The following is a 10,397-nucleotide window of genomic DNA, read 5'->3' as shown; positions in this document are numbered from 1 at the left end:
TTTTCCGTGCAAGCCGTGGCGGCCGTATGATAGTGTGAATACGAAACGGTAGGCATAAATCCGGGCAGAACGATGATCCGGAAGGCATTCCCGTTTCGGTATGCCTATTGCGATGGCGATATTGCCTTGCCTCGGCTCGTTCCGCCATCAAGACTGCTTGTGGCGCCGGCGCTGGCCGCCGGCCGAAAAACCAGGGAGAGCACCGTGTTCCGTTCCGCTCTTGCGGCCATCGGCGGTTTCGCCATGGCTTCCGGCCTCGCCGTCACCACGCTTCTCGGCGCCACGCCCGCCCGCGCCCAGGCGGGCGCGGACACCGTCGCCGCCATCCGCGCCCGCGGCGCGGTGGTCTGCGGCGTCACCGGCACCACGGCGGGCTTCAGCCTGCCGGACAGCCAGGGCGTGATGCGCGGCCTGGACGCCGATTCCTGCCGCTCCGTCGCCGCCGCCATCTTCGGCGACGCCAGCAAGATCCGCTTCGTCAACACCACCTCGCAGAACCGCTTCACGGCGCTGCAATCGGGCGAGGTGGACCTGCTGGTGCGCAACACCACCTGGACCCTCTCGCGCGAGGCGTCGCTCGGCTTCGAGTTCGCCAGCATCAACTTCTATGACGGCCAGGGCTTCATGGTGAAGAAGGGGCTGAACGTGGCCTCGGCCCGGGCACTCGACGGCGCCACGGTCTGCGTGCAGCCCGGCACCACCACCGAGCTGAACCTGGCGGACTACTTCCGCTCCAACGGCATGAAGTTCACTCCCGTGGTGATCGAGAGCGTCGAGGAGATCCGCACCGCCTTCAACTCCGGCCGCTGCGACGCCTACACCAACGACGCCTCCTCCCTCGCCGCCTTCCGCGCGACGCAGACCAACCCGGCCGACTACCTGCTGCTGCCCGAGATCATCTCGAAGGAGCCGCTCGGCGCCGTGGTCCGCAAGGGCGACTTCAAGTTCTTCGACATCGTCCGCTGGGCGCATTTCGCGCAGCTGACGGCGGAGGAGCTGGGCATCACCAGCCAGAACCTCGCCAGCTTCGCCGACAGCCCGAACCCCGACGTGCAGCGCTTCATGGGCAAGACCGGCGACCTCGGCAAGATGCTCGGCCTGCAGCCGGACTGGGCGGTGCAGATCGTCCGGCAGCTCGGCAATTTCGGCGAGATGTGGGACCGCAACATCACGCCCCTCGGCGTGCAGCGCGGCATCAACAACCTCTGGACCAAGGGCGGGCTGCAATACGCGCCGCCGATGCGCTGAGCCTCCGGGGGAGGCGGGCCGCCCCGCCTCTCCCGCCCCGCCTGGCTTCCCCGGGCCGGCTCAGCGGCCCGGATGCGCGGCCAGGATGTCGTCGAAGCGCTCGCGCCGCAGCCGCTCGTAGTGGCGGCGGTGGTGCGCGTCGATCTCCTGGAGCCGCGCCTCGGTCAGCGGCGTGAACTCGTAGGTCTCGCTCTGCGCCACCCGCATCTTGTCGAAGCCCATGGCGCGGAAATGCGCCGGCGAGAAGGAATTGCCCCGCTCGCCGATGTAGCGGCCGAAGGAGACCGTGGTCAGCACGCGGTACAGGCCGAGCTCCAGGCAGGCGATGCTCTTGGCGGCATCCTGCGAGGAGGCCTCGCTGGCGATGGCGAGCGGGCGGAACAGCTCGAAGATGCGGCGGTGGTTGCGGGCGTTGTAGTCCACCCCTTCCAGGATGTCGTAATAGGGCTTCAGCCACGCCATCATCTGCCGCCAGGCGTGGCGGCGCAGGCCGAAGCCCCAGTGGTGCTCGAGCGGGATGTATTTCACCACCGGGCCCGGATAGTCCCGCCGGTGGTCGCCATAGGCGCCGAAATAGGCGATGCGCGGGAAGGGCGCGGTGATCTCGCGCAGCCGCTCCAGCGCGTAGAGGTACCAGGGGCCGAGTTCCAGGTCGTCCTCGAAGAAGTAGCCCAGCTCCGCGTCCAGCTCCTCGAAGACCAGCTTCTCGCCGCGCAGGATGTTGCGCGCCACGCCGAGATTGCCCTCGCTGCGCCGCACCTGCCCCTGGGGGAAGTGGCGGCGGAACAGAGCGACGCTGGCCTCGATATCCGCGTCCCGCGCCATGCGGCGGCCGCTGAGGGCGGAGATCGCGCCATCCTGCAGCAGGAACACCTTCGCGGGGTCGTAGCGCACCCCCTTCTGCCGTGTCAGCGACACGCAGACGGCCTCCAGATAGGCGGGCCGGTCGAAGGAATAGAGGATGATGGGCGTGTCGATCTGGAACATGCTGCTCATTGTGTTGCGGTCCGGCGAAATCCCGGCTCCGCTGGGGGATCTGCGAACTCTTCGGTGATCTCTTCGACGCGGGCGAGGGGCGGGCCGGCGCGGCAGGCGGTCAGCAGGCTGCCGACGGCGGCGGCGTCGCCGGCCACCAGGGCCTCGACGCTGCCATCGCGCCGGTTGCGCACCCAGCCCAGCACGCCGCGCCGCGTGGCCTCGCGGACCATCCATTCACGGTAGCCGACACCCTGCACCCGCCCACGGATGCGGACACGCTTGGCGTCCATGCTGTTCCTCCCTGCCCGTGGCCCGGCGCTTTCCGCGCCATTCAGCCGCGCGCCAGGTCCAGCAGGCGCTCGGCCAGGGCGACATCTTTCACGATGCCCTGTTGCCGTTCCAGCGCTTCGCGATCCTGCCCCCAGAGTTCCTGCTGGAAGGTCTCGTCCAGGAAGGCCAGGCGGCAGGCTTCCGCGGCGTCCAGCCGGCCATGCGCCAGGGCCAGGCCCAGCACCAGGCTGCCCAGCGCCGGCACCGCGACACCCAGCGCCGCCAGCTTCAGCAGCGGCAACGCCGCCACCGCCGCGTGCAGGGCGCGCTCCGCTTCGGGCGGCTGCGGCACGGGCATCACGCCGGTGGTCACGCGCAGCGGGGCGTCGAAGGTCAGGGCCACCCAGTCCAGCAGCGGCTGCCAGGCCTGCGCCTGCCGCGCGGCCAGCCGCGCATCGGTGCCGTGGTAGCAGAGCAGGTCGGTGCGCCCATAGGCGGCGATGGCATCGACGCTCGGCGCCGGGTCGGCCGCCATGCGGTCCAGCGCGGTGGCCACCACGCGGGTGAGCGGCACCTCCTCCATGCTCATCTCGCCGCCCTTGGCGCCGCCGGCGGCCTGCCATTCCGCGGCCACGGCTTCCGCCAGCCGCGGCAGGGGCAGGCGCAGCGGGCCGCTGCCGGGCAGCCGCAGGGGGCGGCCATCGAGCAGCACGGCGAAACCATCCTCGGCCGGAGCAGCGGCGGCCTGATCCCAGAAACGCTTCATGCATGGCTTATGGTGGGTCGCGACCCCTTCGCCAAGATCATCTCAGCGCGAGGCATCGCGATCCTCCTTGAACACGCGCAGACCGCGCAAAGTGGCCACAGTGGCGACGGCCAGCACCACCGCCACCTCATAGGCGCCGAGCGCGCAGGCGGCGCCGATCGCCGCCGTGGTCCACAGCCCCGCCGCCGTGGCCGTGCCGTGCACATGCCGCCCGCTGCGGATGATGGCGCCCGCGCCGATGAAGCCGATGCCGGTGATCAGCCCCTCCAGGATGCGCGCCACCGCCTGCGGGTCGTCGCGCACCACCTCCGACGCCGCCTGCAGGAAGCCGCAGGCGGCGATCGCCACCAGCGGGAAGGTGCGCAGCCCGGCGCTGCGGTCCTCGCGCTCGCGGTCCCAGCCGATGGGGAAGGCCAGGGCGTAGGCGATGGCGAGGTCGCGCGCATGGTCCAGCATGGAGGGGTCGTCGAGCGGCATGCGGAGGCAACCCGCGCGGTGCCCGGCCGGTTGCCGCGGGCTTCTCCATGGTCCCACGCAGCCGTGCGGCGGCGGGGCCGACCGGGGGCCTTCCCTGTTCCCGCACGAGGTGCGAGGGTCCGCCCGCTGCAACCGGAACACGCATGATGCGCAACGACTCGCTGGACCCCGACGATCTCGCCACCCGGATCGGCGCACGCGCGCCGCGCTACACCGCCCTCGCCGACAGCATCTGGGAGATGGCCGAGCTGCGCTTCGCCGAGCACCGCTCCGTGGCGGCGCAGATCGCGCTGCTGGAGGCGGAGGGCTTCCGCGTCACGCGCCGCGTCGCCGGGCTGGAGACGGCCTTCATGGCCGAGGCGGTGGTGGGGCAGGGCGGCCCTGTCATCGGCTTCCTCGGCGAGTTCGACGCGCTGGCGGGGCTGAGCCAGGAGGCCGGCAACCCGCGGCCCGCGCCGCTGGTGGCGGGCGGCAACGGCCATGGCTGCGGCCACCACTTGCTCGGCACCGGCGCCATGCTGGCCGCCGCGGCGGCGCGCGACATGCTGGCGGCCGAGGGCCTCTCCGGCACCATCCGCTACTATGGCTGCCCGGCCGAGGAGGGCGGCTCCGGCAAGACCTTCATGGCGCGGGAGGGCGTGTTCGACGACCTCGCCGCCGCCATCTGCTGGCACCCCGGCACCTATGCCGGCGTCATGTCGAACCTGACGCTGGCCAATTTCCAGGTCTATTTCCGCTTCCGGGGCCGCCCCGCCCATGCGGCGGGCAGCCCGCATCTCGGCCGCAGCGCGCTCGACGCCGTCGAGATCATGAACATGGGCGCCAACTACCTGCGCGAGCACATCCCCTCCGACGCGCGGCTGCACTACGCCATCACCGATGCGGGCGGCATCTCGCCCAACGTGGTGCAGGCGCGGGCTGAGGTGCTCTACCTGATCCGCTCGCCGAAGGTGGCGCAGGCCGAGGCGCTGTTCGCCCGCGTGCGCCGCTGCGCCGAGGGTGCCGCGCACATGACCGAGACGGAACTCACCGTCGAGGTGGACAAGGCCTGCTCCGAGGTGGTGCCGAACACGGTGCTGGAGATGGCGATGCACGAGAACATCCGCCGCCTCGGCCCGCCGCGCTTCGACGAGGAGGACCGCGCCTTCGCCGCCGCCATCCGCGAGAGCCTGACGGCCGAGGACATCGAGAGCGGCGTGGCGACCTTCGGCGCGCCGCCGGAGAGCGGCGCCCTGCCGCTGCCGGAGGAGATCCTGGCCTTCGACGGCACGCCGCGCTTCAACGCCGGCTCCACCGATGTGGGCGACGTCTCCTGGGTGGTGCCCACGGTGCAGTGCTGGGGCGCCTGCTACGCCATCGGCACGCCGTTCCACACCTGGCAGATGGTGGCGCAGGGCAGGCGGCCGGCGGCGCACAAGGGCATGGTGCACGCCGCCCAGGCGATGGCGGCGACGGCGCTGGACGCGATCCGCGACCCGGAGATGCTGGCCCGCGCGCGGGCGGAGCTGACCCGCCGCACCGGCGGCCGCCCCTATGCCTGCCCGATCCCGCCCGGGGTGGTGGCGCCGCCGCTGCGTGCGCCCCGCGCCGGCTGAGGGGCGCGGCATGCCCTCCCCGCTGCCGGCGCTGCGCACCATCCGCCTCGCGCCCGCGGCGGAGCGGCACCTGCCGGAGATGGTGGCGATCTTCAACGACATCGTCGCCCACACCGATGCCGTCTACACCGAGACGCCGGACACGGCGGAGCGGCGCGCCCTGTGGTGCGCGCAGCGCCACGCGCAGGGTTACCCGGTGCTGGTGGCGCTGGGGCCGGGCGGGGCGGTGCTGGGCTTCGCCAGCTTCGGCGATTTCCGCGCCGCCTGGCCGGGCTTCCGCCACAGCGTGGAGCATTCCGTGCACCTGCGCGCCGATGCGCGCGGCCACGGGCTGGGCGGCGCGCTGCTGGCGGCGCTGGAGGAGGAGGCGCGGGCGCTCGGCAAGCACGCCATGCTCGCCTCGATCGACGCCGCCAACCACCGCTCCATCCGCATGCATGAGCGGCTGGGCTTCGCGCGCGTGGCGCTGATGCCGCAGGTGGCCTGCAAGGCCGGCCGCTGGCTCGACCTGGTGATGATGCAGAAGCTGCTGGGCGAGGGGCCGCCGCCGCCCTGAGGCGCGCGGCGGCCCGCCAGGCCCCAGATCATGCAGGCCCCAGATCACGCAGGCCTCAGATTATACAAGCCTCAGGGCATGGCGGCGATGTCGAGGATCTCGGCCTGCGGCAGCCGCGCGACGGCGCCGAGCGGCGTCGCCGCGCCGCTCTCCAGCGAGACGGTGTGCAGCGTGCCGCCGGCCAGCAGCCAGGCGGTGTTGCCCGGCGCGCCGCCGCCCTGGCCGGTGCTCAGGATGTCGAAGGCCACGCCGGCGGGCAGCGAGGCGGCGATCTCGCCCTTCGGCTGCTGCACGCCGTCATTCGGCGGCGCCTGCAGGTTCAGCCGGCGCAGCAGCGTGTCGATGGTGTAGAGCGCGGTGGATTGCGTGCCGGCCACGCTGTTGGTGTAGGCGCCGGCGACGATGCGCGGCGCCGTCTCGCCATAGGGGCCGGGCTGGTACTTCAGCGTGCCGTCGCGCGTCACCGCGCCGGTGTCGGGGTGGATGCGGAAGTTCACGCCGCCCATGCCCATCAGGCGCAGCCGGTCCGCCGCCGGGTTGAAGTCCACCACCGCGCGGCCGCCGGACTCGAACGTCTCCGAAAGGCGGCTGACGGCGGTGGCCTGGCCCGTGGCGGCATCCAGCGTGACGATCTGCCCGCCCTCCGTCACGCCGTAGAGCCGGCCATCGGCGGGGCGGACGTCGATGCCGAGCAGCCGCCCCTCCACGCCGCGCACCATGACGGGGGCGCTGGCGGCGCGGCTTTCCGTGTCGATCCGCACCAGCCGGTTGTCGGCGGTCAGGCCGACCAGCGTGGCGGCCGAGGCGGGGGCGGCCATGGCCAGGCCGGCGGCGAGCAGGGCGGGAAGGCTGTTGCGCATGCGCGTCACTCCACGGGTGCGGCGGCCGGGCTGGCTGCCTCTGCCCGCGCTACGGCGCGGCGCGCCCGCTGGATGCGGGGCGCGTGAAAAAATTCCTCAGCTTCCGGTGGCGGGGGCGAGGCGGCCGATGAACTGGATCGGCCCGCTCGGCCGGGCGTAGGGCGAGCCGCCCGGCGGCTCCAGCGTGATCTCGATCAGCATCCCCGGCTGCGGCGTGATGGCACCGGGGGAGACGCTGATGCGCCCCTCGGGCGGGATCAGCCCGAGCGAGGTGGGCGCGGTGGCGCCGGGCGGCAGCGCCCAGAGCTGCAGCACGCGGTCGGAGGCCACGGGGCGGGGGTTCAGCGCGGCGAGCCGCAGCCCGCCGCCCTCGGCCTCCACCAGCCAGGCGGGCTGGTCCTGCTGGGTCAGCAGCACGGTCATCAGCCGCGCCGGCGCCTCCGGGGCGGGGCGCAGCACCAGGAAGGCGGCGAGGCCGGCGGCCAGCGCCGTGCTGCCCATCGCCCAGCCGCGCCACAGGCCGGAAAGGTCGGGCCGCGCGGGCGCGGGCTGCCGGAGCGGGATGACGGTGGCGGCGGGCGGGGCGGCGGCGGGCAGCGCCGCCTCGATGCGCGACCAGAGGTTTTCGGGTGGCGCCTCGGGCGGGGCGAGGGCGGCGAGCGGGGCGAGGCGCGCCTCCCAGCGCTCCACCGCCGCGCGCAGCGCCGCGTCCTGCGGCAGCGCCGCTTCCACGGCGCGGGCGGCGCCGGCCTCCAGCGTGCCGAGCACGTATTCGCCGGCCAGCGCCTCGCGCTCCGCCTCGGGGATGGCGCCGCTCATGCCAGGCACCCCCGCAACTGCAGCAGGCCGCGCCGGATCCAGCCCTTCACCGTGCCCAGCGGCAGTTCCAGCCGCGCCGCGATCTGCGCGTGGGAGAGGCCGTGCACGAAGGCCAGCACGATGCCGTGGCGGCGGCTCTCCTCCAGCGCGAGCAGGCATTCGCGCAGGCGGCGGCCCTCCTCGCTGGCGGCCACCCGCTCCAGCGCGGCGGGCGGCACCGGCGTGTCGCCGAGGCCGGGGTCGTCGGTCGGCATCTCGCGGCCGCGGCGGCGGGCGAGGTCGAGCGCGGCGTGGCGGACAATGCCGGCCAGCCACGCCTCCGCCGCGCCGCGCGCCGGGTCGAACTGCGCGGCGCGGGCGGCCAGCTTGAGGAAGGCGTCGTGCAGCGCGTCCGCCGCCATCTCGCGGTCGCGCAGGATGGCGTTGGCGACGCCGAACAGCCGCGCCGCCTGCCGGTCATAGACGCCGCGCAGCGCCGCCTGCTCGCCGCGCGCCACGGCGGCGATCAGGGCGGGCAGGGTGGCGTCCTCGGCCGGGGCGGCGCCGTCGCGCATTCAGGCGGCGGCCTTCGCCTCGCGGCGGCGGCGGTGCAGGACGAACTCGGTGTAGCCGTTGGGCTGCGTCGCGCCCTCGAACACCAGGTCGCAGGCGGCGCGGAAGGCCACGCCGTCATAGGCCGGGGCCATTGGGCGGTAGGCGGGGTCGGCGGCGTTCTGCTGGTCCACCACCGTCGCCATGCGCTTCAGCGTCTCCTCCACCTGCGCCTTCGTCGCCACGCCGTGGCGCAGCCAGTTGGCGATGTGCTGGGCGGAGATGCGCAGCGTCGCGCGGTCCTCCATCAGCCCGACATCGTTGATGTCCGGCACCTTGGAGCAGCCGACGCCCTGGTCGATCCAGCGCACCACATAGCCCAGGATGCCCTGGGCGTTGTTGTCCAGCTCCGCCTGCACATCGGCCGGCGACCAGTTGCTGTCCGACAGCGGGATGGTGAGGATCTCTTCCAGCTTGCCGCGGGCGCCGCCCTCGGCGATCTCGGCCTGCCGCTTGGCCACGTCGATCTCGTGGTAGTGCAGCGCGTGCAGCGTGGCGGCGGTGGGGGAGGGCACCCAGGCGGTGTTCGCGCCGGCCTTCGGGTGGCCGACCTTCTGCTCCAGCATGTCGGCCATCCGGTCCGGCATCGCCCACATGCCCTTGCCGATCTGCGCCCGGCCGCGCAGCCCGCAGGCCAGGCCGGTGTCGACGTTCCACGCCTCGTAGGCGCGGATCCAGGCCGTGCCCTTCATGTCGTTCTTGCGCAGCACGGGGCCGGCTTCCATGGAGGTGTGGATCTCGTCGCCCGTACGGTCGAGGAAGCCGGTGTTGATGAAGGCGACGCGCGCGCTGGCGGCCTGGATGCAGGCGCGGAGGTTGACGGTGGTCCGCCGCTCCTCGTCCATGATGCCCATCTTGAGCGTGTTGGGCGCGAGGCCGAAGGCGTCCTCGATGCGGGCGAAGAGGTCGTTGGCCCAGGCCACTTCCTTCGGCCCGTGCATCTTCGGCTTGACGATGTAGACCGAGCCGGCGCGGCTGTTCATCCGCCGGCCGCGCAGGTCGTGCAGCGCAATGGCCACGGTGGTCAGCGCGTCGAGGATGGTCTCGGGCGTCTCCTGCCCGTCCAGCATCACCGCGTCGGTCATCATGTGGTGGCCGACATTGCGGACCAGCATCATCGAGCGGCCATGCAGGGTGAGGCTGCCGCCCTCGGGGGTGGTGTAGCTGCGGTCCGGGTTCAGGCGGCGGGTCACCACCTTGCCGCCCTTCTCGAAGCTCGCTTCCAGGTCGCCCTTCATCAGGCCGAGCCAGGCGCGGTAGACCTCCACCTTGTCGGCGGCATCGACGGCGGCGACGGAATCCTCGCAATCCATGATGGTGGAGAGGGCGGATTCGAGGACGACGTCCGAGATGCCGGCGGGGTCGTCGCGGCCGATCGGGCTGGCGCGGTCGACCACCACCTCGATGTGCAGCCCGTTGTTGCGCAGCAGGATGGCCGAGGGGGCGTCCGCCGCGCCGGTGTAGCCGGCGAACCGGGCGGAGTCGCGCAGCGCCGTGGCGCCCTCGGAGAGGCCTACCACCAGCACGCCGCCCACCACGGAGAGGGAGGAGACATCCGACCAGGAGCCGCCCAGCAGCGGCGCCGCCTCGTCCAGCACGGCGCGGGCGCGGGCGATCACCTTCTCGCCGCGGGCGCGGTTGAAGCCGCGGCCGGGGGCGAGCTCGCCCTCCTGCGGGATGGCGTCGGTGCCGTAGAGCGCGTCGTAGAGGCTGCCCCAGCGGGCATTGCCGGCGTTCAGCGCGTAGCGCGGGTTGTTCACCGGCACCACGAGCTGCGGCCCGGCGATGCTGGCGATCTCGGGGTCCACATTCTCGGTGGTGACGCTCACCGGGCCGGGATCGGGCAGCAGGTAGCCGATCTCCTCGAGGAAGGCGCGGTAGGCGCCCGCATCCACCGGCTTCGCGGGGTGCGCGCGGTGCCAGGCGTCGATCTTCGCCTGAAGCTCGTCGCGCTCGGCCAGCAGCGCGGCGTTGCGCGGCCCCAGCTCGGCCAGGATGGCGGCATAGGCGCCCCAGAAGGTCTCCGGCATCACGCCGGTGCCCGGCAGCGCCTCGGCCTCGATGAACGCCTTCAGCTCGGACGCGACGTCCAGCGATCCGATCCGTTCCCGACCCGCCATGCGCGCTGCTCCTTCCCAGGATTTGTGCGGGCCGGCGGCAATGTGCCGGCCCAGTCTCGTCTGGACGGCAGTTAACCCGCATCCCGGCCAACGGCAAAGGGGCCACGGCAAGGCGGC

General features: G+C 72.9%; 11 protein-coding genes. 3 read left to right on the top strand and 8 right to left on the bottom strand.

Translation table 11 applies throughout. From position 1 onward, the window contains the following. The first annotated feature begins 243 nt into the window (after positions 1–243). Positions 244–1,248: an amino acid ABC transporter substrate-binding protein gene (locus ACZJYS_RS19215; RefSeq protein ID WP_379635702.1), complete on the top strand. Its 1,005-nt coding sequence runs from the start codon at positions 244–246 to the stop codon at positions 1,246–1,248. A gap of 60 nt (positions 1,249–1,308) precedes the next feature. Here ACZJYS_RS19215 and ACZJYS_RS19210 read toward each other — a convergent pair whose 3' ends face one another. The 4 genes from ACZJYS_RS19210 to ACZJYS_RS19195 are packed head-to-tail and all read right to left on the bottom strand — an operon-like array spanning position 1,309 to position 3,739. Further along, complete coding sequence (locus ACZJYS_RS19210; protein WP_493179969.1) at positions 1,309–2,244, bottom strand: hypothetical protein; 936 nt, start codon at positions 2,242–2,244, stop codon at positions 1,309–1,311. Further along, entirely contained in the window at positions 2,241–2,516 is a 276-nt protein-coding gene (locus ACZJYS_RS19205) for an acylphosphatase (protein ID WP_493179968.1), read from the bottom strand. The genes ACZJYS_RS19210 and ACZJYS_RS19205 overlap by 4 nt, the downstream gene beginning before the upstream one ends. Positions 2,517–2,557: 41 nt before the next feature. Further along, positions 2,558–3,262 carry an ATP12 family protein gene (locus ACZJYS_RS19200; protein WP_493179967.1) on the bottom strand — a complete coding sequence of 235 codons (705 nt, stop codon included), beginning with the start codon at positions 3,260–3,262 and terminating at the stop codon, positions 2,558–2,560. Between the two features lie 42 nt (positions 3,263–3,304). Further along, positions 3,305–3,739 carry an MgtC/SapB family protein gene (locus ACZJYS_RS19195; protein ID WP_219929707.1) on the bottom strand — a complete coding sequence of 145 codons (435 nt, stop codon included), beginning with the start codon at positions 3,737–3,739 and terminating at the stop codon, positions 3,305–3,307. Positions 3,740–3,882: 143 nt separating this feature from the next. Here ACZJYS_RS19195 and ACZJYS_RS19190 point away from each other — a divergent pair, with 143 nt between their 5' ends. Next, the gene (locus ACZJYS_RS19190) at positions 3,883–5,334 is read left to right on the top strand and encodes an amidohydrolase (protein WP_245906244.1); all 1,452 of its coding nucleotides are present in this window, start codon (positions 3,883–3,885) and stop codon (positions 5,332–5,334) included. 10 nt (positions 5,335–5,344) lie between these two features. Further along, positions 5,345–5,890, top strand: coding sequence for a GNAT family N-acetyltransferase (locus ACZJYS_RS19185; protein WP_109516476.1), 546 nt, complete (start codon positions 5,345–5,347; stop codon positions 5,888–5,890). A 71-nt stretch (positions 5,891–5,961) separates the two neighbouring features. On the opposite strand, the gene ACZJYS_RS19180 is transcribed toward ACZJYS_RS19185, so the two are convergent. The 4 genes from ACZJYS_RS19180 to ACZJYS_RS19165 form a co-directional block, all read right to left on the bottom strand. Next, positions 5,962–6,750: a DUF4394 domain-containing protein gene (locus ACZJYS_RS19180; RefSeq protein WP_109516477.1), complete on the bottom strand. Its 789-nt coding sequence runs from the start codon at positions 6,748–6,750 to the stop codon at positions 5,962–5,964. A gap of 96 nt (positions 6,751–6,846) precedes the next feature. Next, positions 6,847–7,569 (bottom strand): anti-sigma factor, encoded by a 723-nt coding sequence (locus tag ACZJYS_RS19175; protein ID WP_493179966.1) that lies wholly within the window; start codon positions 7,567–7,569, stop codon positions 6,847–6,849. After that, on the bottom strand, positions 7,566–8,123 hold the full coding sequence (locus ACZJYS_RS19170; protein WP_493179965.1) for a sigma-70 family RNA polymerase sigma factor: 558 nt from the start codon (positions 8,121–8,123) through the stop codon (positions 7,566–7,568). The genes ACZJYS_RS19175 and ACZJYS_RS19170 overlap by 4 nt, the downstream gene beginning before the upstream one ends. Continuing rightward, the gene (locus ACZJYS_RS19165; protein WP_493179964.1) at positions 8,124–10,280 is read right to left on the bottom strand and encodes a malate synthase G; all 2,157 of its coding nucleotides are present in this window, start codon (positions 10,278–10,280) and stop codon (positions 8,124–8,126) included. It abuts the gene before it with no gap. Positions 10,281–10,397: the final 117 nt, after the last annotated feature.

This window comes from Roseomonas sp. TS2 (assembly GCF_058833935.1).
The sequence above is the reverse complement of the archived record's forward strand: the minus strand, read 5'-3'. Positions and strand labels throughout refer to the sequence as shown.